Annotated in this window: 23 protein-coding genes; 3 read left to right on the top strand and 20 right to left on the bottom strand. The window is 71.6% G+C overall.

Annotation, left to right across the window (positions count from 1 at the left end; translation table 11 throughout):
- The first annotated feature begins 40 nt into the window (after nt 1-40).
- Nucleotides 41-757, top strand: a complete 717-nt coding sequence (locus A3Q40_RS06055; protein WP_235606471.1) for a hypothetical protein — start codon at nt 41-43, stop codon at nt 755-757.
- Here the strand turns inward: A3Q40_RS06055 and A3Q40_RS06050 are convergent.
- From A3Q40_RS06050 to lspA, 4 genes are all read right to left on the bottom strand, one after another.
- The gene (locus A3Q40_RS06050; RefSeq protein ID WP_082833783.1) at nt 747-1,391 is read right to left on the bottom strand and encodes a SanA/YdcF family protein; all 645 of its coding nucleotides are present in this window, start codon (nt 1,389-1,391) and stop codon (nt 747-749) included. The genes A3Q40_RS06055 and A3Q40_RS06050 overlap by 11 nt on opposite strands.
- 104 nt (nt 1,392-1,495) lie before the next feature.
- Nucleotides 1,496-2,134, bottom strand: a complete 639-nt coding sequence (locus tag A3Q40_RS06045; RefSeq protein WP_069972910.1) for a hypothetical protein — start codon at nt 2,132-2,134, stop codon at nt 1,496-1,498.
- A 3-nt stretch (nt 2,135-2,137) separates the two neighbouring features.
- Complete coding sequence (locus tag A3Q40_RS06040; RefSeq protein WP_068100468.1) at nt 2,138-3,064, bottom strand: RluA family pseudouridine synthase; 927 nt, start codon at nt 3,062-3,064, stop codon at nt 2,138-2,140.
- The gene (lspA, locus tag A3Q40_RS06035) at nt 3,061-3,633 is read right to left on the bottom strand and encodes a signal peptidase II (protein WP_235606470.1); all 573 of its coding nucleotides are present in this window, start codon (nt 3,631-3,633) and stop codon (nt 3,061-3,063) included. Before lspA ends, A3Q40_RS06040 begins: the two co-directional genes overlap by 4 nt.
- Nucleotides 3,634-3,793: 160 nt before the next feature.
- Here lspA and A3Q40_RS06030 point away from each other — a divergent pair, with 160 nt between their 5' ends.
- Together A3Q40_RS06030 and A3Q40_RS06025 are read left to right on the top strand one after the other, a co-directional pair.
- On the top strand, nt 3,794-4,744 hold the full coding sequence (locus A3Q40_RS06030) for a hypothetical protein (protein WP_235606469.1): 951 nt from the start codon (nt 3,794-3,796) through the stop codon (nt 4,742-4,744).
- Entirely contained in the window at nt 4,735-5,517 is a 783-nt protein-coding gene (locus tag A3Q40_RS06025; protein WP_068100463.1) for a sensor domain-containing protein, read from the top strand. The genes A3Q40_RS06030 and A3Q40_RS06025 overlap by 10 nt, the downstream gene beginning before the upstream one ends.
- Before the next feature lie 91 nt (nt 5,518-5,608).
- Here A3Q40_RS06025 and A3Q40_RS06020 read toward each other — a convergent pair whose 3' ends face one another.
- The 16 genes from A3Q40_RS06020 to murD form a co-directional block, all read right to left on the bottom strand.
- Nucleotides 5,609-6,121, bottom strand: a complete 513-nt coding sequence (locus tag A3Q40_RS06020; protein WP_068100458.1) for a hypothetical protein — start codon at nt 6,119-6,121, stop codon at nt 5,609-5,611.
- Nucleotides 6,122-6,275: 154 nt separating this feature from the next.
- On the bottom strand, nt 6,276-6,923 hold the full coding sequence (locus A3Q40_RS06015; RefSeq protein WP_068100456.1) for a cutinase family protein: 648 nt from the start codon (nt 6,921-6,923) through the stop codon (nt 6,276-6,278).
- A 104-nt stretch (nt 6,924-7,027) separates the two neighbouring features.
- Entirely contained in the window at nt 7,028-8,413 is a 1,386-nt protein-coding gene (locus A3Q40_RS06010) for a DNA polymerase IV (RefSeq protein WP_068100454.1), read from the bottom strand.
- Nucleotides 8,414-8,429: 16 nt separating this feature from the next.
- Nucleotides 8,430-11,582, bottom strand: coding sequence for an isoleucine--tRNA ligase (ileS, locus tag A3Q40_RS06005; RefSeq protein ID WP_068100452.1), 3,153 nt, complete (start codon nt 11,580-11,582; stop codon nt 8,430-8,432).
- Between the two features lie 312 nt (nt 11,583-11,894).
- Entirely contained in the window at nt 11,895-12,140 is a 246-nt protein-coding gene (locus A3Q40_RS06000; RefSeq protein WP_235606468.1) for a hypothetical protein, read from the bottom strand.
- Between the two features lie 2 nt (nt 12,141-12,142).
- Nucleotides 12,143-13,006 (bottom strand): DivIVA-like cell division protein Wag31, encoded by an 864-nt coding sequence (gene wag31 / locus A3Q40_RS05995; protein ID WP_068100450.1) that lies wholly within the window; start codon nt 13,004-13,006, stop codon nt 12,143-12,145.
- 250 nt (nt 13,007-13,256) lie between these two features.
- Nucleotides 13,257-13,535, bottom strand: a complete 279-nt coding sequence (locus A3Q40_RS05990; RefSeq protein WP_068100448.1) for a YggT family protein — start codon at nt 13,533-13,535, stop codon at nt 13,257-13,259.
- Nucleotides 13,536-13,773: 238 nt separating this feature from the next.
- Nucleotides 13,774-14,439: a cell division protein SepF gene (locus A3Q40_RS05985; protein WP_068100446.1), complete on the bottom strand. Its 666-nt coding sequence runs from the start codon at nt 14,437-14,439 to the stop codon at nt 13,774-13,776.
- A 108-nt stretch (nt 14,440-14,547) separates the two neighbouring features.
- A complete protein-coding gene (locus A3Q40_RS05980) occupies nt 14,548-15,300 on the bottom strand; it encodes a YggS family pyridoxal phosphate-dependent enzyme (RefSeq protein WP_068100444.1) in 753 nt (250 codons plus the stop codon).
- Nucleotides 15,297-16,043 carry a peptidoglycan editing factor PgeF gene (gene pgeF, locus A3Q40_RS05975; protein WP_068100443.1) on the bottom strand — a complete coding sequence of 249 codons (747 nt, stop codon included), beginning with the start codon at nt 16,041-16,043 and terminating at the stop codon, nt 15,297-15,299. The genes A3Q40_RS05980 and pgeF overlap by 4 nt, the downstream gene beginning before the upstream one ends.
- Nucleotides 16,040-17,227 carry a cell division protein FtsZ gene (gene ftsZ / locus A3Q40_RS05970; RefSeq protein WP_068100440.1) on the bottom strand — a complete coding sequence of 396 codons (1,188 nt, stop codon included), beginning with the start codon at nt 17,225-17,227 and terminating at the stop codon, nt 16,040-16,042. The genes pgeF and ftsZ overlap by 4 nt, the downstream gene beginning before the upstream one ends.
- A 192-nt stretch (nt 17,228-17,419) precedes the next feature.
- A complete protein-coding gene (locus A3Q40_RS05965; protein ID WP_068105388.1) occupies nt 17,420-18,235 on the bottom strand; it encodes a cell division protein FtsQ/DivIB in 816 nt (271 codons plus the stop codon).
- A gap of 40 nt (nt 18,236-18,275) precedes the next feature.
- Nucleotides 18,276-19,697, bottom strand: a complete 1,422-nt coding sequence (gene murC, locus A3Q40_RS05960) for a UDP-N-acetylmuramate--L-alanine ligase (protein ID WP_068105386.1) — start codon at nt 19,695-19,697, stop codon at nt 18,276-18,278.
- A 74-nt stretch (nt 19,698-19,771) separates the two neighbouring features.
- Complete coding sequence (murG, locus tag A3Q40_RS05955) at nt 19,772-20,902, bottom strand: undecaprenyldiphospho-muramoylpentapeptide beta-N-acetylglucosaminyltransferase (protein ID WP_068100438.1); 1,131 nt, start codon at nt 20,900-20,902, stop codon at nt 19,772-19,774.
- Nucleotides 20,899-22,434 (bottom strand): putative lipid II flippase FtsW, encoded by a 1,536-nt coding sequence (ftsW, locus tag A3Q40_RS05950; RefSeq protein WP_082833781.1) that lies wholly within the window; start codon nt 22,432-22,434, stop codon nt 20,899-20,901. The genes murG and ftsW overlap by 4 nt, the downstream gene beginning before the upstream one ends.
- A complete protein-coding gene (gene murD, locus A3Q40_RS05945; protein WP_068105383.1) occupies nt 22,431-23,849 on the bottom strand; it encodes a UDP-N-acetylmuramoyl-L-alanine--D-glutamate ligase in 1,419 nt (472 codons plus the stop codon). The genes ftsW and murD overlap by 4 nt, the downstream gene beginning before the upstream one ends.
- Nucleotides 23,850-23,915: the final 66 nt, after the last annotated feature.

The raw sequence follows: 23,915 nt of genomic DNA, 5'->3' as shown, positions 1-23,915 counted from the left end.
CCGCGGGGGGCCGCACCGGTCTGCACTAGTCTCGGTCGACGTGATCGACTCCGTCTCCGCCAGCTCCGTCTCCGCCGGTTCCGACTCCACCGACTCCCCCACCGCAGGCTCCGACACCCTCACCGTGTCCCGCGCCGAGCACGACGCGCCGAGGAAGTGGAGCCCGGGCGGCTGCGTCTGGTGCGGCAGCCGCGAGGACGTCCAGGATTTCGCGAACGAGCCGCGCTGCGCCGACTGCCGCGAGCACGAGTCGACCATCGACGCCGCCCGCCGCTTCCTCGGGATGTACGGCCTGCGTCCGCTCGGCGGCGCCGTCACCTCCGACGACGAGGAGGAGCTCGAGCACCGCACGGCGGCCCGGAGTGCCCGCGCCGCCCTCGAGCGCGTGCGCCTGCCGAAGCGGCCGGCCGCCGCCGACGTCCGCAAGTCGTCGTCCCGCGCCGGAGCGGCGTCCACGCTCCGCCCCGCGCACCCGCCGACGTCCGCCTCCCGCACCGCGGGCCCCGCACCCCGCGCGGCCGCGACTCGTTCGACTCCGCCCGCCGGGTCCGTCACCGGGGTCGACGTCGCCGCCCTGGCCGACCGGGTCGCCGGACTGCTCGATCAGTTGAGCGCGATCGACGCCGGCATCGCCGATGCCGAGGCGTCGAGCGGTCTCCCCGCCCGCGCCCGGCTGAGCGACCTCACCCGGCAGCGCGCCACCGTCATGACCACCCTTGCCGCGCTGGAGAAGGCACGGCGCGGCGTCACCGGCTGACGAGCTCCAGGGCCCGCCGCACGGCGTCGGTCGGCGGTGACTCGACGGTCGGCGGCGTGCCCAGCAGCCGGGTGGCCGCGGCCTTCGGCCTCGCCAGCAACTCGCGTCCGAACTGCCGGATCGCGGCCGGGCGGGACACCGCGACGGGGGCGTCGACCCCGTCCGCCTCGATCCCGGCGTCTCGACACTGGGCGAGCGCGCGGGCCGTGTGCATGCCCTGACTGACCACCAGCGCCCGCGCGATCCCGAAAGTGCGCGCGGCCCGCAGACACGAGTCCCGAGTGTTCAGTCCGAACGGATCGGCCACGAGGCGTGCGGGATCGATCCCCCGCGCCACGAGATCGTCGGTCATCGCGGCGATCTCGTCCCCGGAGTCCCCGGATCCGTTGCCGGACAACAGCAGAACCTCCACCCGACCGGACTCGACCAGCCGTGCCGCGGCGTCGACCCTGGCCGCGAGATAGCGCGCCGGCGCGCCGTTCTCCACGCGAGCACCCAGCACCAGGGCGACGGGTGCGGCCGGCGCGTCGTCGACGCCGTACACGTGGCCCCGCGCGGTCGCCTCGACCCAGACCGTGCTCGCGACGATCGCGCCCACGACCGCCGCCGCCGTGAACACCGTCGCCCCGCGCACGACGGACGACCTCGACCGCCGGGTCACGCTAACGGCACCGGGCCGGCTTTTCACGCGGACGGCACCGGGCCGGCTGTTCACGCGGACGGCACCGGGCCGGCTGTTCACGCGGACGGCACCGGGCCGTCGTCGGGCAGCACCGCGGTGCCCACCCGTTCCGGCCACAGAGGGGTCACGGACAGGGTCCCGAACACGGCGTCGGGCGGCGCGGCCTCGACGCCGCGCACGCCGTCGGCGGTCGCCAGGCGGACCAGGCCGGCGGGGGCGGCGCGCACGAGAACCCCGGCCACACAGACACAGTCGGCGAGCAGACGGGTGCGCACCAGCGCCGCGACGGCCTCGCCCCGCTCGTCCCGACCGGGCGTGACGCGTGACGCGGCATCGCGCACCGCACGCGTCAGCACGGAATCCGTGTCCGGCACCGCCACCGTGAGCAGTGGAGTCTGGACACGGTCCACCGGCACGTGGACGTACACCTCGGACACCCGGACGTCGCCGACGAGGCCGCGAATCTCGTCCGCCCGCACCGACCGGGAGGGCGACACGAGCGCCCACCGCTCCGCCCCGCCGTCGTCATCCGTCGGCGATCCGACGCGGGCCAGGTAGTCCGCTGCCGTCTCGTCGTTGGCCGGACCGAGCGCGTCGGTGACGCTCGGAGCGCGGGAGGGGGGCGTCGTCACGCCGAGGACGAGCACGAGCGCGGCGAGCACCACGAGCGCCGCCACCGACCCGATGCGTGCCACCGGTCAGCCCGCTCGCAGAACGTCCAGAGCGTGCTGCAGGTCGGCCGGGTAGGGACTGGTGAACTCGACGTAGCGTCCGTCGGCCGGATGCGTGAAGCCCAGCGCACGGGCGTGCAACCACTGCCGTTCGAGGCCGAGTCGGGCGGCGAGCGTCGGGTCGGCGCCGTAGGTGAGATCGCCGCAGCAGGGATGGCGGAGAGCGGAGAAGTGCACCCTGATCTGGTGGGTCCGTCCGGTTTCGAGATGCACGTCGAGCAGGCTCGCCGCCTGGAACGCCTCCACCGTGTCGTAGTGCGTGATGCTCGGCTTGCCGTCCGCGGTGACCGCGAACTTCCAGTCGTTGCTGCGATGACGCCCGATGGGCGCGTCGATGGTGCCACTGCTCGGATCCGGATGACCCTGCACGAGTGCGTGATAGCGCTTGTCGATGGTGCGCTGCTTGAACGCGCGCTTGAGCACCGTGTACGCGTGCTCGCTGGTCGCCACCACCATCACGCCCGACGTGCCGACGTCGAGACGGTGGACGATGCCCTGTCGCTCGTGCACGCCGGACGTCGAGATGCGGAAGCCGGCGGCCGCGAGACCGCCGATGACCGTCGGTCCGGTCCATCCCACCGACGCGTGCGCGGCGACGCCGACGGGCTTGTCGACCACCACGATGTCGTCGTCGGAATAGAGGATCTCCATGCCCTCGACGGGCTGCGCCTCGATGGTGAGCGGCCGCGCGGGCTCGGGCAGCTGCACCTCGAGCCACGACCCGCTGCCCAGCCGGTCGGACTTGGCGACGGCCGCACCGTCGACGCTGACCGACCCCTCCTCGGCAAGGGTCGCCACCACGGTGCGCGAGAGTCCCAGCAGCCGCGCGAGTCCCGCGTCGACACGCATGCCGTCCAGCCCGTCGGGAACCGGCATGGACCGTACTTCCCTCACGCCGTCGCTCCCGACTGGCCCGAGCGGCCGCCGGCCTCGGCCTCGCTCTCGGTGTCGGCCTCGTCCCGACGCCGCGATCCGTCCGGCTCGACCCCGAACAACGACAGCGCGACGAGCAGCACCGCGCCGCACACGATGGACGAGTCCGCCACGTTGAACACCGGCCACCACCCGACGGACACGAAGTCCACCACGTGCCCCTGCAGCGGGCCGGGCGAGCGGAAGAAGCGGTCGATCAGGTTGCCCAGCGCCCCACCCAGGATCAGTCCGAGCCCCAGCGCCCACCACGGCGAGCGCAGGGTCCGGCCGATCTTGATCACACCGATCACGACGGCCACCGCGACCAGCGTCAACACCCAGGTCATGCCCGTCGCGATGGAGAAGGCCGCGCCCGGATTCCGGTAGAGCACCAGCTCGACGGTGTCCCCCACGATGCTGACGGGGCGACCCGGCTCGATGAAGGCGACGGCGGCGATCTTGGTGAGCAGATCCGCGGCGAGAACGACGGCGGCCACGGTCAGCAGTCGCCTCGTCCGGAGGGGACGGGTGGCGGTTCGATCCTCGGTCACGGGTCCATTGTCCCCTACGGGACGAGCAGCACTCACCCGAGCGGAGCCTGCGTAGCGAGCATTCACCCGAGCGGAGCCCGTGGAGCGAGCACTCACCCGAGCGGAGCCTGCGGAGCGAGCACTCACCGAGCGCTCAGGTTGTCTGGTTAGCCTGATTGCCGTGAGTGTGCGTCTGTCCGCCCGGCCCCGACGGTCTCGGCCCGGGCTCGTCCGTCCCCTGACCGCCGCGCTGACGGCGGCGGCGCTGGTGTTCGTCTCCGCGTGCGGGTCGGACGACGACTCGGCGCCGAGCGAGGACGTCACCCCGACCACCAGTGCGGTGACGCTGCCGGTGTCCGCGTCGACGACCACGCTGCTCGATCCGGGTGCGGAGCCGCGCAGCGTCGTGACCCGGGAGGTGACGGACGAGCCGCAGTCGGTGACGCTGGTGACGTCGTCGTCCATCGGGCAGCGGATCGATGCGGCGGACTCGCAGGACTTCTCGACGCCGGAACTGACGATGCCACTGACGGCGACCGCGTCGACGGACGACGACGTCACGACGGTGTCGATGACGCTCGGCGCCGTGACCTCGCCGGACGCGACGCTGCAGGCAGCGCTGCCCCCCACCGAGGGGTCGACCGCGGCATTCGCCACGTCCGACAGCGGGGCGGTCACCGCTCTCACCATCGATCCGGCGCCGGAGGCGAGGGACATCGCCCGGTCGGCGGTGGAGCAGGCGTTGTCGCAGGCGGTCTATCGGGCGGTGCCGTTCCCCGCGGAACCGATCGGCGTCGGCGCGCGGTGGACGGTCACCCAGCAGGTGGTGAGCGGTATCGCGTTGACCCAGACCACCACCGCGACGCTGCGGTCGATCGACGACGGCGTGGCGCAGATCGACGTCGAGGTCACGCAGGCGCCGGAGGACCCCGTCTGGGAGTTGCCGGACAACCAGGGCACGCTGAACATCGAGACGTTCGTCATGACCGGGGGCGGTTCCCTCACCGTCGACCCGACGCGCCCGCTGCCGGTCGCCGGGTCGGTCACCGTCGGCGGGGACCAGGTCTACCGCGATCCCAACAGCGCGACGACGCTGTCGCAGACCACCACCAACTCCATCTCGTGGCGGTGACCGTGGCCCGCGCGTCGGCAGCCCTGGTGGCGGGCATGGTGTCGGTGGCGGTACTCGCCGGGTGCAGCACGGACGCGCCGGACACCGACGAGAGCACCGAGTCGACACCGCCGGCGCCGCGCGTGGACCTCGCACCCTTCGAGCCCGTGCCGATCCCGACGGTCGCGGCGGGTGCCACGCCGATCGTCGACAACGCGTTCCTCGCCGGTCGTTTGCTCACCATCGCGGATCTGCCGGCCGGGTGGACGGGATACGACCTGCCCCCGCTCGATCCGTCGGCGCCGGGCGCGACCGCGGAGGATCGTTCGAGCACGGACCCGGCAGACTGCGCGGCGGTCCTGGCGCCGATCGCGACTGCGATTCCCGGCGGCATCAGCGCAGCGTCGGTGAGTTACGGCGGCCCGAACTTCGCCTCGCTCGATCAGGACGCGGCATCGTACGACGGAGACGGTGCGGCGACGGCGTTCGGGCGGATCCAGGACGCGCTCGCCCGCTGCGGGACGTTCAGCGGAACGGACGCCGACGGCGTCCGGGTCGACTATCGCGTGGGCGCGTCGGACCTGCTGTCCGGGCCGGGAGTCGTCGCCCCGGGCGATACCGCCGTGGCGGCGCGCATCCAGGTCACGAGCGACGGAGTCGAACTGACGACGGACGCGGTGATCACGCTGGTGGGTGCGACGGTCACGCAGATCGTGGCCACGGGACTCGATCCGGTGGATGCCGACCTCGTGCGGGGTCTGGCGACTACCGCGGCCGACCGGTTGCGGACCTAGCCGGGTCGAGACCGCACCGCCGCACCGGAACGTGTCGGGACGACTCGGGCCCCGCCACCGCGAACGGTGACGGGGCCCGAGTCGGGGGTAATCAGGCCGGGCAGGCCGGCGAGGTCAGCTGCGCCAGGGACACAATGGCGCACGCGTTGTCCCGCGAGAGCTTCCACTGGCCGTCCTCGGCCACGTAGGTCACCTGGAGCGGGTTGACCTGGCCACCGAGATCGATGGTGGCGTTGGAGCTGAGGGTGCCGTCGCCGAGGTCGGTGACGTCGAGGACCTCGATTTTCGCGTTGTTCACGCGAGCGGCCTCGGCGACCTTGTTGATCAGCTCGGGATCCTCCTCGGCGCCCTGGACGTAGGAGACCTTCTGGTCGAGCGGCACGGCCGGGTCGAGGCTCTCCTGCAGGCGCTGGTTGAGCTCGGCCGCCGTCGGGATCGGGGGCAGGTCGCCGGCCGGAGTGGCCGCGCTGGCCGACGTGGTGGTCGCCGCCGTCGTCGTGGTGGCGGTGTCACCGCCGTCGTCCGAGCTGCAGGCCGTCATGGTCAGTGCGGCGGCGACGGCCATGCCGGCCACCAGTGCGCGTCCGGTGCGGGGAAGCTTCACGCGTTCGGTCCTCTTCTGTCGGGGATGTCGGTCGACACCGAGATCGGAGAGTCGATCGTGGTGTGTCGTCGAGCGTCGATCGGTGACCTTACCGACCGGTTCTGAGGAAACGGTAAAGCTCGCCGGGTAGGCCCGTCCCGTCCGGACGGGACGGTCAGCCGACGCGAGAGGCGGCGAAAGCCGCGCCCTCGTCCGTCGCACCCCGCAGGGCGTACGTCAGGTGGGCTACGGTGTTGACGCTGCCGATCTGGCAGACGGGATCACCGACGTTGCAGAAACTGCGGGCACGCGGGCCGTAGGTGGGACTGGCGGACTCGATGGTTCGACCGAACAGGCCCAGCGGATTGCCGAACACGACGACGGCCGTCACCCGGTCCGCCATCTCGGCGGGAATCACCGCTCCACCGAAGCTACTCGGGGTGCGCAGGCCGACCGCGTTGGTCACGACGGTGGCACCCTGCGAGTACCCACCGACGACGAACTGAGTCGACGGACAGGCGGCCGCGACCGAGGTGAGATGCGCGACCAGGTCCCGCGAACCGGGACCCGCGCTGCCCTGGGTGACGTCGGCGGCGTAATTCACCGCGTAGGTGCCGACGGACCGCCCGCCCAACTTCGTGACGAGACTGTCGACGAACGGCCGGCCGGTGATGCCGAGGCCGGGGAACTCGCCGGTGCCGCGCGCGAAGGAAACGTCGACGTCGGAGCAGGGCGCGGCGTCGGCCACCGCGGTGGGCACCACGAAGGCTGCGGCGGCCACGGACACCGTCGCGCACACGCGAGCCAGTATGCGAACCGTCATGTCGGAACCTTCATCCCGTCGAGATGTGGACCGGGTCACACTAACGAACTCGACCGTCGTCCACCGTCCCCGTCGGGAGGCACGTGCCTCGACCACGACGTCGGTCAGGCCAGGCTGTCCAGCGGATCGGCCACCGTGAGGTGGGCGTCGTCGCCGACGAAGGTGCGGGCCACGCCGGGACCGGTGCTGCGGGTCTCGAACCGCACCGTCACCACTCCCGGGCCGGGGCCGAGTGCCGCGCCCTGGACCCACCCGTGGCCGAAATCGTCGTGCCGCACGTCCAGACCCGGCCGCCACACCAGCGTCTCCCCCGCGGAGATGGCCGGTTCCGGACGGGTGACGTCGCTGGTGGTGACCGCACCGTCCTGGTCCAGTTCGGGGAAGAGCGATTCCTGCCGCACCGTCGACAGTCCGGCCAGTCCCACTCCCACCAGGCGAATGCTGCCGAGGTCACGTGGGTCCAGGGCCTGCCGGCGGGCGGTGGCGACGATGGTCGCCAGGTCGGCCGTCGCGTACGGCAGTGTCGCCGACCGGGTGACGATGCTCATGTCGGATTTCCGCAGCTTGAGCACCACCGTGCGCGCGGCGCGCCCGTCCTTCAGCAGACGCGCGTGCGCCGCCTCCGCACTCGCCGCGATGGCGGCGCGCAGACCCTCCAGGTCGACGATGTCGGTGGCGAACGTCGTCTCGGCACTGACCTGCTTCGCTTCCGCCCGTTCGGCCACCGGCCGGTCGTCGATCCCGCGGGCCAGCCGGTGGAGCCCCGGACCGACGGTCGACCCCAGCACGGACGCCGCCTCCGCTTCCGGCAGCGCGGCGAACGCACCGACCGTGAGCACTCCCAGTCGGCGCAACTTCTCCTCCGCGACGGGTCCGATGCCCCAGAGCTTGCGCACGGGGAGCGTCGCGAACAACGCCGCCTGCTCGTCCGGCGGGACCACGGTGATGCCGTTCGGTTTGGCCAGCCCCGACGCGATCTTGGCCACCTGCTTGCCCGACCCGGCCCCGATCGACGCGATCAGCCCCGACGCGTCCTGGACGACGTCGCGCAAACGGCGACAGAACGTGTCCACCTCGGCGGCCGTCGCGCCGGCCAGCTCGGCCGGTTCCCCGAACGCCTCGTCGAGCGAGAGCTGCTCGATGACGGGCACCACGGTCCGCACGGCGTCGAACACCGACGCGGACAGCACCGAGTAGACCTTGCCGCGCGGGGGCACGACCACCGCGCCGGCCCCGACGAGCCGCCGGGCCTGGTGCATGGGCATGGCCGACCGCGCCCCGAAGACCCTCGCCTCGTAGCTCGCCCCGGCCACCACGCCGCGGCCGCCCGACCCGCCGACGAGCACCGGACGGCCGCGCAGGGTCGGCCGGGTCAACTGCTCCGCGGACGCGAAGAACGCGTCCATGTCGAGGTGGAGAACCCACCGCCGACTGCGCTCGGCCGACGCACGGCCGAGCGCGGACGGGTGTGCAGGCGGGCCGCTGGTCATACCCCGACCGTGGGGATCAGGCCTTCACCAACGACGCGCGAACGCCGTCTCCGAGCGCCACCGCGTCCGCACCCGGATCGGCGACCTCGAGGTCCACGGCGAGGATCTCGCCCGCGATGAGGTCGCGGTGGGCGTCGAACCACGTCCGCCGCGCGGACGGCACGTCCACACGGACCACGATCCGATCGCTCACCTCGAAGCCCGCCGACCGACGCGCGTCCTGGAACTCGCGGATGCGGTCCTTGGCCCACCCCTCGGCCTCGAGATCCTCGGTCACCGCGGAGTCCAGGACCACCAGTCCGCCGTTGCCGGGCAGGGCCGCCGTGGAATCCGGCTCGGCGGCGACCAGACGGCGCGTGTATTCCTCGGGAAGGAGCGCCACGTCCGTTCCGTCGTCGACGGTCACCGTCACGGCACCGTCGGCCTCGGACCATCGGCCCGCCTTCACGGCCTTGATGACCGCCTGGACGGCCTTGCCCAGCCGCGGCCCCGCCACGCGGGCGTTGACCACCAACTCGAACCGCCCGTGCGCGTCGACGTTCTCCGTGAGCGCCACGTGCTTGACGTTGACCTCGTCGGCGATCAGGTCCGCGAACGGCGCGAGCCGGTCCGCGTCGTCGGCCGCCACGGTGAGCTCCGGCAACGGCAGACGCACGCGCAGGTTCTGCGCCTTGCGCAAGGACAGCGCCGCGCCGCACACGGACCGCACCTCGTCCATCGCCGCCACCAGTTCCGGATCGGCAGGCAGCTCTCCCGCGGCGGGCCAGTCGGCGAGATGGACGGACCGGCCGCCGGTCAGCCCACGCCAGATCACCTCGCTGATCAGCGGCAGCATCGGGGCCGCGACACGCGTGAGCACCTCGAGCACGGTGTGCAGGGTGTCGATCGCGTCGGCGTCCTCGTCCCAGAAGCGCTGCCGCGAGCGGCGCACGTACCAGTTGGTGAGGGCGTCGCAGAACAGGCGCAGCTCGTCGCACGCTCCGGCGATGTCCACGGTCTCCAGCGCGTCGGTGATGACGCGGGTGCTCTCGGCGAGCTTGGCCAGAACGTACCGATCGAGCACGTGGGTGGAGTCGGTCCGCCACGTCCCGGGCTTCGAGGCGTAGAGCTGCAGGAAGCTCCACGCGTTCCACATCGGCAGCAGCGCCTGGCGCACGCCCTCGCGGATGCCCTGCTCGGTGACCACCAGGTTGCCGCCGCGCAGGATGGGCGACGACATGAGGAACCACCGCATGGCGTCGGATCCGTCGCGGTCGAACACCTCGTTGACGTCCGGGTAGTTGCCCTTGGACTTGCTCATCTTGAGCCCGTCTTCGCCCAGCACGATGCCGTGCGCGGCGACCGTCCGGAACGCCGGACGGTCGAACAGCGCCGTCGCCAGCACGTGCAGGGTGTAGAACCACCCGCGGGTCTGCCCGTTGTACTCGACGATGAAATCGCCCGGGTTGTGCGCCGGACTCTCGGCGGTGCCGTCGAACCAAGCCTTGTTCTCGAACGGGTAGTGCACCTGCGCGAACGGCATCGAGCCCGATTCGAACCAGCAGTCCAGCACCTCGGGAACGCGGCGCATGGTGGACCGGCCCGTGGGGTCGTCCGGGTTGGGACGGGTCAGCTCGTCGACGAACGGACGGTGCAGATCGGTGGGACGCACCCCGAAGTCGGCCTCGAGCTCGTCGAGGCTGCCGTAGACGTCGGTGCGCGGGTAGGCGGGATCGTCGGACACCCACACCGGGATCGGGCTGCCCCAGTACCGGTTCCGGCTGATGTTCCAGTCGCGGGCACCCTCGAGCCACTTGCCGAACTGTCCGTCGCGGATGTGCTCTGGCACCCAGGTGATCTCCTGGTTCAGCTCGACCATGCGGTCGCGGAACCGCGTCACCGAGACGAACCACGACGGCACGGCCATGTAGATCAGCGGCTGGCCGGACCGCCAACTGTGCGGGTACGAGTGCTCGATGGTCTCGTGCCGCACGAGCTTCCCGGCGGCCTTGAGGTCCTTGATGATCACCGGGTTGGCGTCGAAGATCATCAGACCCTCGTACGGCGGCACCATGGCGGTGAACTTGCCGCCGGCGTCGAGCGGCTGCACCACCTCGATGCCGTTCGCCGTTGCGACGTCCATGTCCTCCTCACCGAAAGCCGGTGCGAGATGGACGATTCCGGTGCCCGAGTCCGTGGTCACGTAGTCCGCGGACAGCACGCGATGCGCGTTCGGATGCCCGAGGAAGAAATCGAACGGCGGCGTGTAGGCGAGGCCGATCAGGTCGGCGCCGGTGTGCTCGGACACCACGGTGGGCGACTCGCCGAACTCCCGCGCGTAGTGCGCCAACCGGTCCTTGGCCAGTACGACTCGGCCACCCTCGCCGTCCTCGATCTGGACGTAGTCGATGTCGGGCCGTACGGCCGTCGCGAGATTCGACGGCACGGTCCAGGGCGTCGTCGTCCAGATCAACGCGTCGGCACCGTCCAGCGGCGAGCCGGGCGCGGTCAGGGTCATCCGCACGGTGACGGCGGGGTCCTGACGCATCTTGTAGGCGTCGTCGAGCCGGGTCTCCTGGTTCGACAACGGCGTCTGCTCGTACCAGCTGTACGGCAGCACACGGAAGCCCTGGTAGATCAGCCCCTTGTCGTAGAGCTCCCGGAACGCCCACATGACCGACTCCATGAAGTCGAGATCGAGCGTCTTGTAGTCGTTGTCGAAGTCCACCCACCGCGCCTGACGGGTGACGTAGTCCCGCCACTCGCCGGTGTACCGCAGCACCGACTGCTTGCAGTACGCGTTGAACTCCGCGAGACCCATCGCGTCGATCTGGCTCTTGTCGGTGATGCCGAGCTGCTTCTCCGCCTCCAGCTCGGCGGGCAGGCCGTGGCAGTCCCAGCCGAAGCGACGTTCGACCTTCTTGCCCCGCATCGTCTGGAAGCGCGGGACCAGGTCCTTGACGTACCCGGTCAGCAGGTGGCCGTAGTGCGGGAGTCCGTTGGCGAACGGCGGGCCGTCGTAGAAGACGTACTCGTCGGCGTCGGCGCGCGCGGCGACGGACGCGCGAAAAGTGCCGTCGGCCTCCCAACGTGCGAGGACCTGCTGTTCGAGGTGCGGGAACTGCACGCTGCCCTCGCCGGTCTCGTACGCCACGCGGGGGTAGCCGGGGCGGGACTCGTCGGTGCTCATGGTGGGTACTCCTGTGCCTGCGTCGTCACGGCACGGGGACGAACTCGTCGACGCGCCCGGCGCCGGAGCCGCGGTACCACCCCGCTTGGCCGTCGCTCTCGGCGACGGCCCACTCTCGGTCGAGCTGTGACGGGCTCGTCCCGTCCGGTTCTACTGAGCGCTTCCGCCGCGGTGACCCGCGAGGCGGCGCCGTTCTTCCGGACAGCTCCCCGGTGATGGCCGGATCGTCGCTGGTGACACTGGGTTGCATGGTGACCCGGCGAGCCGGGGCCACGAAGTGCGGTGACCCGGCGAGCCGGGCCGACTGAGATTCTACCGCCGTCGACGACGGGGTGTCGCCCGGCGGCCGGACAACAGACCGACGAGCAACAGGATCGCACCGACGAGGCAGACGGCGATGCAGGCCCAGGCCCACACCACCGATCCGGTGATCAGGGAGACGACCAGCAAGGCGAAGCCGACGCCGGCCGCGACCAGCGTCAGAACGAGCACGATCTCACCCGGCCGGTTTCCCTCCCCCCCGACCTCACCGGCCGTGGCGGCCGGTGAGGTGATCACCGCTAGTTGTTGCCCTTGGCGTACGAGGACTGGCCGTACGAGCCCTGACCGTTGTCCTTGGTGAAGGGGTCCTGACCGCTGTCGACCGGCAGCGCGGAGGAGCGCTGATCGAGCTCCTGCAGCTGGGACTCCAGGTAGGACTTCAGGCGAACGCGGTACTCGCGCTCGAAGGTCTTGAGACGCTCGATGCGCTCCTCGAGCACGGACCGCTGCTGGTTGATGGTCGCCATGATCTCGGTGTGCTTGCGCTCGGCATCGCTCTCGAGAGCGTCGGCCTTCTCCTTGGCCTGACGCAGCTGCGTCTCCGACCGCGTCTGGGCATCCGCGAGGAGCGCATCGGCCTTCTGTCGCGCCTCGGACACGAGCGACTCGGCCCGACTCTGCGCCTCGCTGACCAGACGATCCGAGTTCGCGCGGGCGGAGCCGAGGAGCTGCTCGGACTCGGTCTTGGCGTCACCGGTGAGGCGGTCGGCCATCTCCTGCGCGAGGCCGAGGATCTTGGCGGCCTGCATGTTGGAATCGCCACCACCCTGAGCGGCCGCGGCCGGGGCAGCGGCGGGCGCGGGGGCCTGCACCACGGGGGCCGGCTTCGGCGGCTCGGGACGCGGCGCCGGGGCCGGAGCGGGCGCGGCGGCCGGGGCAGGAGCGGGTGCGCTCTGACGCGAGGACGACGACTTGGCGTCGGCCAGTTCCTGATCGAGCTCACCGACGCGCTGACGCAGATCGGCGTTCTCCTCGATCAGGCGCGAGAGCTCCTGCTCGACGAGATCGAGGAAGGCATCGACCTCGTCCTCGTTGTAACCGCGCTTACCGATGGGCGGCTTGCTGAACGCGACGTTGTGCACATCGGCGGGAGTCAGCGGCATGGAAGGATCCCTTCACGCGTCTCGAGAGCGGTGGAGCATCGACTAGCGACTACGCGGACAGTTCGGTCGCGAGCGACGGGTGTCACCTGCGACGGCGACTCGCGACCGGGCTGGACGCGGCGTCACGGTACGGACAGTTTCTCCCCGAACGATCGGTGTGATCATCGCTCGCGGACATTCGGTTGTTGTGCACTTCGACAAGGTGCCGGCGTGCCCTGACGAGTCATTCTGTCACACCCGACGCGCAGGATCACCCGACGCTCTGCACCACACGCATCAAGATGAACACGATGAACAGCAACACCATGATCGACAGGTCCAGACGCACGCCGCCCAGGTTCAGCGGCGGGATGATGCGGCGGAGGAATTTCACGGGCGGATCCGTCACGGTGAAGATCGCCTCGAGAATCACCACCATGACCCCGGTGGGATGCCAGTCGCGCGCGAAGGACCGGATGAACTCGACCACCACCCGGCCGATGAGCAGCAGCCAGAAGAGGAACAGCACGAAGTAGAGCACGGCGAACACTCAGCTCACCGACCCTGCATCGCTCGCAGAGATACGTCCCGACAGCACGCTCACGTCCCGATCATTCGACTCGTCCACGACTCCACTGTGCCAGGCACAGCGATGGTGCTGTGCCAGGCACAGCGATGGTGCTGTGCCAGGCACAGCGATGGTGCTGTCCCGGCAGCTCCGACGGTGCCGGACCCGAGGGCGCCCGGCACCGGACCCTCGGGCACCGACGCGCTGCGCCGGCACCGGGTCACTGCTGGTTGTAGAAGCCGTTCTCGGCGATACGACGACGCTCCTCGGCGGAGACGTCGACGTCGGCCGGCGAGAGCAGGAACACCTTGGTGGCCACCTTGTCGAACGAGCCACGCAGCGCGAACGCCAGTCCCGCGGCGAAGTCGACGAGACGCTTCGCGTCGGCGTTGCTCATCTCGACGAGGTCCATGATGACGGGCGTGCCGTCGCGGAACCGCTCGCCGATGGTGCGCGCCTCGCCGTAGTCCCGCGGACGCAGAGTGGTGATGGTGGACACGGGACCCCCGTCGTCGACGGACACGGAACGGCGCGGCTCCGGGCGCGGCTCGGGCCGCGTGTCCATCGCGAGGGCGCCGCGGGTGGACGGTCCGGTGGACCGCAGCGTGGTCGTCCGGCCGCCACCGCGGGCGGACAGCGGAGCGACGGGGGCGGACCGACGCGGGCCGGGGGCGGCGTAGTCGTCGCGCCCGGCGGGCTCGTAGTCGTCGCCGCGGCGGGCGCCGGCGTAGGCGGGCTCGTCGTCGTACTCGTCGTCCATCGCCCGCGCATAGCCACCGCGCGAGGACCGACCCACGGGGGCGTCGGTGTCGTCGAGGTAGTCGTCCTCGTACTCGTCGAGTGGGACCATGCCGAAGTAAGCCTTGACTTTGTGGAGCGTGCTCATCGGTCGACCTTCCTTGGCGTGGTGGTGCGAGGTGGGGCGAGAACGCGGGCCGAGCCGGTGCGTCCCGTGTGACTGGCGTGAATCTCGAGGTTCCTGTGGTTCATGCTGTCAAGGCGAGGTTACGGGCCGGGGGCCCAGGATCGCGGTTCCGACACGCACACACGTCGAGCCGTGTCGCACCGCCTCCTCGAGGTCCCCGGTCATGCCCGCCGACAGCCCGGTCGCCGTCGGGTACGACCGGAGAAGTCGCTGGTGAAGACCGGCGAGGTCGGCGAACGCGGCGTCCGCGTCGGACTCCAGCGGCGGCACCGCCATCAGGCCCGCCAGCCGCAGCCCCGATGCCTGCGCGACCGCATCCGCCACCGGGTCCAGCTCGGCGCGATCGACGCCGCCGCGGTGCGTGTCGCCGTCCAGGCTCACCTGGACGTAGACCGCGAGGTCGTCGGTCCGTTCACCGTCGCCTCGGGCGCGCTCGACGCCACGCTGCAGCGCATCGACCAGCCGCAGGCTGTCCACGGAATGCACCTCGTGCGCCCAGCGGGCGACGGCGCGAGCCTTGTTCCGCTGTACGTGCCCGATCATGTGCCACCGGACGTCGTCGCCGGCACTCTCGCGGAGCGCGATCACCTTCGGCGCCGCGTCCTGCTCACGCGACTCGCCGAACTCGCGGCAGCCGAGGTCGCGGAGGATCGCGACGTCCGACGCCGGGAAGAACTTCGTGACGGGTAACAGGATCACCTCGTCCACCCCTCGTCCGGCCGCGCGACACGCGTCGGCGAGACGGGATCGGACCGCGTCGAGATGCTCGGCGAGGTACGCACGCCGCGCGTCGCCCTCGGGGGCGCCGTCACCACCCGTCATCGCCCACCGTCCGTCGTGTCCATCCAGATGACGCCCGCGTGTCGGCCGGTCGGCGCGCCGCGGCGGTGGCTGAACAGGGTGCGGTCGGTGATGGTCTCGCGCGGATCCACCGCGACTCCGGCGACTCCCGCCTCGAGCAGTTGTCGGCGCAGGCCCGCCCGGATGTCGAGGCCGGGCGTGCCCTTCCGGGTGCGGGTCGCGCTACCGGGCAGGTGCGCCTCCACGTCACGTTGCATGGCCGCCGGGACCTCGTAGTCCTCGCCGCCCGCCGCCGGCCCGAGGAAACCCTCGATCCGCGACACGGACGCGCCGGCCGCCACCATCGCGTCGAGAACGCGGGGGACGATGCCGATCCGGGCACCGATCCGACCGGCGTGCGCGGCGGCGATCACCCCGGCCGCGTCGTCGGAGAGCAGGACGGGCACGCAGTCCGCCGCGAGCACCACCAGGGCGAGGTCGCGCTCGGTGGTGACCAGCGCGTCGGTCGCCTCCACCGTGCCTCGGACCGATCCGTCGACCACCGTGACGGTGCGTCCGTGGATCTGGTCCATGAAGACGAGCCGATCGGGCGTCAGACCGATCTTCTCCGCCAGTCGACGCCGGTTCGCCGCGACGTCGGCCGGACTGTCACCGACGTGATCGCCGAGATTGAACGCGTCGTAGGGAGGCTTGGACACGCCTCCGGCGCGTGACGTGGTCACGCGCCGGACGCGGTAGCCGGTCGGTCGGCCGGGGGTGCTCACCGACGCATGAAGGAGGGGACGTCCACGTCGTCGTCGCCCTCGTCGTCGGACACGCGCACCGGATGACCCGTCGCCCGGGCGGCGCGCTCCCCGATCGGCGGCAGCGACGACTTGGCGGGGGCGTCGCGGAACACGGCGGGTCCGTCGTCCTCGCTGTGCAGGTCGCCGGCCCGGCCGGAGCCGACGGTCGCCGCGCGCGGCTGCCCGGGCGCGGCCTCGACGGGACGACGGGCCGGTCCGCTGCCGTCGAAGCCCGCGGCGATGACGGTGACGCGCACCTCGTCGCCGAGGGAGTCGTCGATGACGGTGCCGAAGATGATGTTGGCGTCGATGTGGGCCGCTTCCTGCACCAGCGACGCCGCCTCGTTGATCTCGAACAGGCCCAGATCGGATCCGCCCGCGATGGAGAGGAGCACGCCGCGCGCGCCTTCCATCGAGGCCTCGAGCAGCGGGGAGTTGATCGCGGCCTCGGCGGCCTTGATCGCCCGGCCCTCGCCACGCGACGACCCGATGCCCATCAGGGCGCTGCCGGCGCCGGACATGACGCCCTTGACGTCGGCGAAGTCGACGTTGATCAGACCCGGGGTGGTGATGAGGTCGGTGATGCCCTGCACGCCGTTGAGCAGCACCTCGTCGGCGGAGCGGAACGCGTCCATGAGGCTGACCGCCGCGTCGCCGAGCTGGAGCAGGCGATCGTTCGGAATGACGATCAGGGTGTCGCAGGACTCGCGCAGCGACTGGATGCCGGTGTCCGCCTGTCCCCCGCGCCGTTTGCCCTCGAAGGAGAACGGACGCGTGACGACGCCGACGGTGAGAGCGCCGAGCTTGCGCGCGATGCTGGCCACGACGGGCGCGCCGCCGGTTCCGGTGCCGCCGCCCTCACCCGCGGTGACGAACACCATGTCGGCGCCCTTGAGCACCTCTTCGATCTCGTCCTTGTGATCCTCGGCGGCCTTGCGCCCGACCTCGGGGTCGGCTCCGGCGCCGAGGCCGCGGGTGAGTTCGCGGCCGACGTCGAGCTTGACGTCGGCGTCGGACATGAGCAGCGCCTGCGCGTCGGTGTTGACCGCAATGAACTCGACTCCCTTGAGTCCCTGTTCGATCATGCGGTTGACCGCGTTGACGCCGCCGCCGCCGATGCCGACGACCTTGATTACGGCGAGGTAGTTGTGCGGGGGCGTCATGGGCTCTCGCCTTCCGTGGTTGGTGTGTGCCGTCGAACTTCTCGGGTCGAAACCCTCAACGTGAACCATAGGGTTATAGTTATGTCAAGTAGTCCGACCGGGAAAACGGTAGAGACCGCCCCTCCCGGCGTCCGGGAGGCGCGCCGAGGCGAACGGAGAAATACGGAGAATTCCGGAGATATCCGTGACACCTCACCGGATGGTCGGCAGGTCCGGACTCGAGACGTCGTAGGTCTGTCCGGGCTGCGTGAGCAGTGGCAACGCGATAGACGCCTTGTACTCGCCGTCCTCGCTGCTCCCCCACACCACGACGCGACCGTCGACCAGGGTGAGCGAGACGTTCGAGATCGTCGGTGCGTCGATCTGCGTGACCTGTGCGCGCAACGGCGGCGGTAGCACCGCCAGGACGTCCAACGCGGCCCTCGTCTCGAGGTTGCCGTACGACGGACTCGCCGCCACCAGCCGCACCACGCCGGGAGGGGGCGGTTCGACGGCGAAATCGACGCCGTTCTCGTCCATCAGGTGCGTGCCGTCCGGCGCGTCGAAGAACACCACCGGCACGCGTTCCTGCACGGTGACCCGCACGGTCGACGGATAGATCCGTTGCACGCGCACCGACGCCACCTTCGGAATGCCGGCCACCCTCGTCGCCGCCGCGTCCGTGTCCACCCGCGGCAACGGGGTGCCCTCGGCAACCGCCAGCGTGGTCACGATCTCCGCGCGATCCACCGCCGCGTTCCCGGTGACGTCGATGGTGTCGACGGCCCAGATCGGTCCGAACCAGGACACCCCGAGGAACACCGCCGACGCCACGACGGCGACGACGAGGGCGATGCGGCCGCGTCGACCGAGGCGCGGTTCGCGCGTGGACCGGGTTCGCGACGACGTCCGGTCACGCCGCGTGGACGAGGACACCGACGCGCGCGACGCCCTGCCCGACGCGGCGCCGCGCTGCGCACCGACCCGTCGCGGCGACGCCGGGCGCCGTCCCCCGCGTGCGCTCGTCACCGGTCGCACCCGGGCCGAGAGCCGTTCCGGGACACCACGATCAGCGCCGCGGCAGAGTCGAGCGGAGCGCGTCGAGAATCTGCGACCCCAGCATGGTGACGTCGCCGGCACCCATGGTGACCACCACGTCGCCGGCGCCCACCAGGTGGGCGACCTGACGCGGTACCGCCGACAGGTCCGGCTGGTAGTGGACCGGCTTGGTGACCGATCGCGCCACCGTCGCCCCGCTCACGCCCGGGACCGGCTCCTCCCGCGCGCCGTAGACGTCGAGCACCATCACCTCGTCCGCCAGGTCGAGCGCGGACGCGAACTCCTCCGCGAACGTGACGGTGCGGGAGTAGAGGTGGGGTTGGAAGACCACGAGCACCCGGCCCGGGCGGTCCGGATCGGCGGTGCGCACCAGATCGGCGGCGGCGCCGAGCACGGCCCGTACCTCCGTCGGGTGATGGGCGTAGTCGTCGAACACCCGCACCCCGCGCTCGCGTCCCCGCAGTTGGAACCGCCGGTGCACCCCGGCGAATCCCGCCAGTCCTTCGACGACCGTGTCCGGATCGGCGCCGAGTTCGATCGCCGCGACCACCGCACCCATGGCGTTGAGCGCCATGTGCCGACCGGGCACGCCCAGGCGCACCGTGCGGTCGCGGTCCTCACCCGCGAGCCGGAAGTGGACGACCCCGCCCGTGTCCTCGGGCTTCCAGCCGAGCAACCGTGCGCCGGTCTCCACGCCGTCGACGGACACGTCGTCGGCGCCGTAGCCCAGCAGACGCACGCCGTCCGGCGCCCGGGAGGCGACGCGGCGCGCGAGCGCGAGCGACCCCGGGTCGTCCGTGCACACCACCAGCGAGCCACCCGGCTTCAGGCGCGCGACGAAGTCGTCGAACACCTGCGTGTAGGCGTCCTCGCTGCCGAAGTAGTCGAGGTGATCGGCCTCGACGTTGGTGACCACCACCAGATCGGGGTCGTACTGCAGCAGGGAGCCGTCGCTCTCGTCCGCCTCGGCGACGAAGACGTCACCGGTGCCGTGGTGCGAGTTGGTCCCGGCCTCGTTGAGTTCGCCGCCCACGGCGAAGGACGGATCGGCGCCGCAGTGCTGCAACGCCACGACGAGCATCGACGTGGTCGATGTCTTGCCGTGGGTCCCGGACACCAGGACCGTACGGAACCCCGTCATCAGACGAGCGAGGACGGCCGGACGCAGCAGCACCGGAATGCCCCGCTCCCCCGCCGCCACCAACTCGGGATTGGTCTTCGGGATCGCCGCGTGCGTGGTCACCACGGCGGTCGGCCCACCGTCCAGCATGTCCAGCGCCGACGCGTCGTGACCGATGCGGACCTGCGCACCGCGCGCCCGCAGCGCCTTGACGCCGCGGCTCTCCTTCGCGTCCGAGCCGGACACCGCACCGCCGCGCGAGAGCAGGATGCGGGCGATGCCGGACATCCCAGCGCCCCCGATGCCCACCATGTGCACGCGGGACAGTTCCTCGGGCAGACCCTGCGGGGGTCCTGACGGGGTGGACACGAGCGAGTTCTCCTGATTCACGAGTGCGACTTCTGCTGCCGGTGCCGACGAGCGGTCTCGAGCACGATGCGGGCCACCTCGGTGGCGGCGCCGCGGTGACCGGCGCCGGCGGCCGCGGCCCCCATGCGTCGGACCGCGTCGGGATCGGTGACGAGGGGGATCACGCGCGAGGCCACCACGTCCGACGTGAGGTCGGCGTCCGCGATCACGACGCCACCACCCGCGTCCGCCACCGGGCGGGCGTTGAGTTCCTGCTCGCCGTTGCCATGGGGCAAGGGTACGTAGAAGGCCGGCAGTCCGACGGCCGAGACCTCCGCCACCGTCATCGCTCCGGACCGACAGAGGGCGACGTCGGCCGCGGCGTACGCCAGATCCATGCGGCTCAGGTACGGCACGGCGACGTACGGCGCCTCGGCTGTGGACGCGACGTCGAGCGTGTTCTTCGGGCCGTGCGCGTGCAGCACCGACACCCCGGCCGCGGCGAGCGCGGGGGCCGCTCCGGACACCGCCTCGTTGAGGGATCGCGCACCCTGCGACCCGCCGAACACCAGCAACACGGGCCCGTCGGCGGGCAGGCCGAAGTGCGCGCGCGCCTCGGCGCGGACGGCGGCGCGGTCGAGGTCGGTGATGGTGGGACGCACCGGAATGCCGATCACCTCGGCGTCCGCGCGGCCGCGGGCGTGGACGCCCGAATTCGCGACGGCGGCGAGCACGCGGTCGGCGACGCGCGCGCCTACCTTGTTGGCGACGCCCGCACTCGCGTTCGCCTCGTGGACGATCACCGGAATCCGTCCTCGCGCGGCGAGATACGCGGGCAGGGCCACGTACCCACCGAAGCCGACGACGACGTCGGCCTCCACCCGAGTCAGGACGCGGCGCGTCGCGCGCACCGAGCGAACGACGGTGGCCGGCAGCGTGAGCAGCGGCCGGGACAACCGCCGCGGCAACGGCACCGGCGGGATCAGTTCGAGCGGGTATCCGCGGTCCGGCACCAACGTGGTCTCGAGCCCGCGCTCGGTCCCGAGCGCCGTCACGCGCACGTCGGGATCGAGTTCACGCAGGGCGTCGGCGACCGCGAGCGCCGGTTCGACGTGGCCTGCCGTGCCGCCTCCGGCGACGACGACGGACACGGGGGCAGGGCGCGTCATCGGCGACGTCTCCGTTCCGGTGATCTCGGGTCGTGGGGCACGGCGGTGCGGCGGCCGGACGCCGCGCCCGGCTGCACACGTCGGGTATCGGACCGGTCACCCCGAGCACGCGGGGCGGCGGCCCGTGGTTGCGGGGCCGTCGCGCGCGGCTGCTGTGCCGCCACGCGTGGTTGCCGGTCGGCGTGGCCGGTGCCGCCGCGGGGCGCGCGGGGCCGGTCCGCCGTGCGGGCGGGCGCGCGGACCGGGCCCGCGGCACCCCGTCCCTGCAGCCGGGCGCGTTGCGCCTCGACCGGGGAGTAGGGCTGCGGGACGGGCAACCGCAGCAGCCGCCCGACCTTGCCGTCGTGGCCGGACGCCAGAGCGGCGACCGCTTCGGGCTCGTGCCGGGAGATGTTGGCCAGCAGTCCGAGCACCAGGAGCGTGATGGCCGTCGAGGTGCCGCCGGCGGACACGAGCGGCAGCTGCAGACCGGTGACGGGCAGCAGGCCGATGACGTATCCGATGTTGATGGCGGCCTGCGCCAGGATCCACACGGTGAAGGTCGCCACGAGGATCTTCATGAACGGATCCGGCACCCGCGCGGCGATGCGCAGGCCCGTGTAGACCAGCAGACCGAACAGGCCGATGACCGCCACGCAGCCGACGAGGCCCAGCTCCTCGCCGATGATGGCGAAGATGAAGTCGTTGTGCGCGTTGGGGAGATAGCTCCACTTGGCCCGACTCTGCCCGAGCCCGAGGCCGAACACGCCACCGTCGGCGAGCGAGTAGAGCGCCTGGCGCGACTGGTAGCCGGCACCCTGCGGATCGCTGCCGGGGTCGAGCCACTGGGTGATGCGTGCGGAGCGGTACCCCGCGGTCATGGCCAGCACGCCCGCGGCTACCGCGAGACCGCCGACGATGGAGACGAACCATTTCAGCGGCAGACCCGCGAACCACAGCAGCGCCATGAGGATGATGCCGAGGGCCACCGTCGTACCGAGATCGGGCTGCAGGACGATCAGACCGAAGATCACCATGGCGGCGGGAATCAACGGGATCAGCAGGCCCTTGAGGTCGGCCCGCTCGGCGCGGCGCGACGCCAGCAGGTGGGCGCCCCACACCGCGAACGTCACCTTGGAGATCTCGGACGGCTGCAGACCGACGCCGCCGATCATGAACCATCCCCGAGTGCCCTGGGCGACCGTCCCGATGCCCGGGATCAGCACCAGGACCAGCAGCACGACGGAGATCACGAACAGCGGGAAGGACCACGCCCGGATGACGCGGATGGGCAACCGCAGGGCGACGACGAACGCGACGACGCCGACGATCGCGAAGATCACCTGGCGAGTGAACATCGTGTAGGCCGAGCCGTCCTCGGCGTAGGCCTCGACGGACGATGCGGACAGGACCATGACCACGCCGAGCGTCGTCAGCATCGCGGCCACGGTCACGATGAGGTGGAACGACGCGAGCGGCCGGTTCAACCAGGTGTCGACGGCGCGGGGTGCGCGCACGGACCAACGGGAGCGAGGCGCCTGCGATGTGCTCATCCCCGGGTCCCCGGCCGTGCGCCGGTGCCCAGATCCGCCTCCGTGAGGTCGGCGACGGCGGCGGTGAAGCTGTCCCCGCGATGGCCGTAGTCCCGGAACTGGTCGAAGGAGGCCGTCGACGGGGCCAGCAGCACGGTGGTTCCGGGCTCGGCACGGTGGGCGGCGGCGCGGACGGCCAGCGTCATCACCTGATCCCCGTTGGTCACATCCGTCTCATCGGCCACAGAGGCATCGTCCCCCGGCGGCACGTGAACCACGGGGACATCCGGCGCGTGTCGCCCCAGCGCGGCCGCGATGGCGTCCCCGTCCCGGCCGAACACCACGGCCGCCACCAGACGGGACCGCACCTCCGTGACCAGGTCGTCCACCTCGGCGCCCTTGAGCAGCCCACCGGCGAGCCAGACGACCCGCTCGTGCGCGAGGATCGACGACCGCGCCGCGTGCGGATTGGTGGCCTTCGAATCGTCGACGAACTGCACCCCGCCGAGCTCGCGTACCGTCGCCGCACGATGGGGACCGACGCGAAACGCCGATAGCCCGCGCGCGACCGCGTCCGCGTCCACGCCCACGGCGCGCGCGAGCGCCGACGCGGCCAGGGCGTCCTGCAGACCCGCCGGTCCGGGCGGTTCGATCTCCGCCGCCGACACCAGCGGCACGCCGTCGCCGAATGCGCGATCGACCAGCATGCCGTCCTCGACACCGAGATCGCCCGCGGCCGGCCGCGCGGCCGTGAACCCCACCGTCCGCGGAGCCGTCGCCCGCGAGCGCAACGACGACGCCACCGCGTCGTCGAGACCGACGACGGCGACGTCGCCGCGCAGGGCCTGCAGCTTGGCCTCCACGTAGGCGTCCATCCCGCCGTGCCAATCGAGGTGGTCGGCGGCGATGTTCAGCACCACCCCGGCCGCCGGCCGAACCGAGGGCGCCCAGAACAACTGGAAGGAGGACAGTTCGACGGCGAGGACCTCGGCGCGCGGCGACTCCGACCGCAGGGCGTCGAGAACCGGGACACCGATGTTCCCGCAGGCCAGCGACGGTCGCCCCGAGGCGTCGAGAATCGACGCGAGCATCGAGGTGGTCGTGGTCTTGCCGTTGGTTCCGGTGACCACCAGCCAGGTTCGGGCCGGGCCGTACACCTCGGCGCGGTCGACCCGCCACGAGAACTCGATGTCGCCCCACACCGGCACGCCGACGGTGAGGGCGGTGGTCAGGAGCGGCGCATCGGGCCGGAACCCGGGGCTCGTGATCACCAGGGCGAACTCGCCGACGGCCGCCCGGTCGGGGGCGATCCGGTCCATGAGCACCGTGTCCGCCCCGAGGTCCGCACAGGCGGCCAGGGCCGACTCGTCGGAATCCGCCACCGTGACCCGCGCACCCAGCGTGCCCAGCGTCGGAAGCAGCGCACGCCCCGACACCCGGCCGCCCGCGACGAGAACGCGCCGGTCGCGGAGGTCGCGAGGGTCGGTGACCGCCCCACTGTT

The organism is Rhodococcus sp. PBTS 1, from assembly GCF_001620025.1.
Classification (GTDB): Bacteria; Actinomycetota; Actinomycetes; order Mycobacteriales; family Mycobacteriaceae; genus Rhodococcoides; species Rhodococcoides kroppenstedtii.
Note: the sequence above shows the minus strand (reverse complement) of the source record. Positions and strands in the feature narration are given on the sequence as shown.

Coding starts and splice junctions, on each gene's coding strand:
- A3Q40_RS06015 (WP_068100456.1), bottom strand. CDS start 6,923: ATGACGGTTCGCATACTGGCTCGCGTGTGCGCGACGGTGTCCGTGGCC.
- A3Q40_RS06010 (WP_068100454.1), bottom strand. CDS start 8,413: ATGACCAGCGGCCCGCCTGCACACCCGTCCGCGCTCGGCCGTGCGTCG.
- ileS (WP_068100452.1), bottom strand. CDS start 11,582: ATGAGCACCGACGAGTCCCGCCCCGGCTACCCCCGCGTGGCGTACGAG.
- wag31 (WP_068100450.1), bottom strand. CDS start 13,006: ATGCCGCTGACTCCCGCCGATGTGCACAACGTCGCGTTCAGCAAGCCG.
- A3Q40_RS05985 (WP_068100446.1), bottom strand. CDS start 14,439: ATGAGCACGCTCCACAAAGTCAAGGCTTACTTCGGCATGGTCCCACTC.
- A3Q40_RS05980 (WP_068100444.1), bottom strand. CDS start 15,300: ATGACGGGTGGTGACGGCGCCCCCGAGGGCGACGCGCGGCGTGCGTAC.
- ftsZ (WP_068100440.1), bottom strand. CDS start 17,227: ATGACGCCCCCGCACAACTACCTCGCCGTAATCAAGGTCGTCGGCATC.
- murC (WP_068105386.1), bottom strand. CDS start 19,697: ATGGTGGGCATCGGGGGCGCTGGGATGTCCGGCATCGCCCGCATCCTG.
- murG (WP_068100438.1), bottom strand. CDS start 20,902: ATGACGCGCCCTGCCCCCGTGTCCGTCGTCGTCGCCGGAGGCGGCACG.
- ftsW (WP_082833781.1), bottom strand. CDS start 22,434: ATGAGCACATCGCAGGCGCCTCGCTCCCGTTGGTCCGTGCGCGCACCC.